The sequence below is a fragment of the Bacillus sp. 2B09 genome, assembly GCF_003946835.1.
Lineage (GTDB): Bacteria > Bacillota > Bacilli > Bacillales > Bacillaceae > Bacillus > Bacillus altitudinis.
In genome coordinates, this window is record NZ_RPSG01000022.1 from 1 (window position 1) to 843 (window position 843).

The window sequence follows — 843 nt, forward strand, 5'->3', positions numbered from 1 at the left end:
GTGGAGCCTAGCGGGATCGAACCGCTGACCTCCTGCGTGCAAGGCAGGCGCTCTCCCAGCTGAGCTAAGGCCCCATAAAAGATGGTCGGGAAGACAGGATTCGAACCTGCGACCCCTTGGTCCCAAACCAAGTGCTCTACCAAGCTGAGCTACTTCCCGATCTTAATGGCGCGCCCGAGAGGAGTCGAACCCCTAACCTTTTGATCCGTAGTCAAACGCTCTATCCAATTGAGCTACGGGCGCTTATTTTATAATGCCGAGGGCCGGACTTGAACCGGCACGGTAGTCACCTACCGCAGGATTTTAAGTCCTGTGTGTCTGCCAATTCCACCACCCCGGCGTGGATGGTATAAGCGGAAGACGGGATTCGAACCCGCGACCCCCACCTTGGCAAGGTGGTGTTCTACCACTGAACTACTTCCGCATTACAGGATTTCTTTATGTTGTTTGGCAATGCGGGTGAAGGGACTTGAACCCCCACGTCATAAAGACACTAGATCCTAAGTCTAGCGCGTCTGCCAATTCCGCCACACCCGCATGAAAATGGTGAGCCATGAAGGACTCGAACCTTCGACCCTCTGATTAAAAGTCAGATGCTCTACCAACTGAGCTAATGGCTCGCTTTTAAAGCGACTTGTCTATCTTACCATATGAAAGTGGTGCCGGCAAGAGGACTTGAACCCCCAACCTACTGATTACAAGTCAGTTGCTCTACCAGTTGAGCTACACCGGCTTTATCTATCCTAACATTATGTAAGAATAAATATGGTGGAGGATGACGGGCTCGAACCGCCGACCCTCTGCTTGTAAGGCAGATGCTCTCCCAGCTGAGCTAATCCTCCA

At 52.2% G+C, this 843-nt stretch carries 9 tRNA genes; all 9 read right to left on the bottom strand.

What is annotated here, in order from left to right:
* Window position 1 precedes the first annotated feature (1 nt).
* Window positions 2-74 (bottom strand) — tRNA-Ala (locus tag EBQ12_RS19185).
* A gap of 8 nt (window positions 75-82) precedes the next feature.
* A tRNA-Pro gene (locus EBQ12_RS19190) sits at window positions 83-159 on the bottom strand.
* 7 nt (window positions 160-166) lie between these two features.
* A tRNA-Arg gene (locus tag EBQ12_RS19195) sits at window positions 167-243 on the bottom strand.
* Window positions 244-254: 11 nt separating this feature from the next.
* Window positions 255-340: transfer RNA gene (locus EBQ12_RS19200), tRNA-Leu, on the bottom strand.
* Window positions 341-352: 12 nt separating this feature from the next.
* Window positions 353-424: transfer RNA gene (locus EBQ12_RS19205), tRNA-Gly, on the bottom strand.
* A gap of 30 nt (window positions 425-454) precedes the next feature.
* Window positions 455-537 (bottom strand) — tRNA-Leu (locus tag EBQ12_RS19210).
* A gap of 7 nt (window positions 538-544) precedes the next feature.
* A tRNA-Lys gene (locus EBQ12_RS19215) sits at window positions 545-620 on the bottom strand.
* A 37-nt stretch (window positions 621-657) separates the two neighbouring features.
* A tRNA-Thr gene (locus EBQ12_RS19220) sits at window positions 658-733 on the bottom strand.
* Window positions 734-766: 33 nt separating this feature from the next.
* Window positions 767-842 (bottom strand) — tRNA-Val (locus EBQ12_RS19225).
* Between the last annotated feature and the right edge of the window lies 1 nt (window position 843).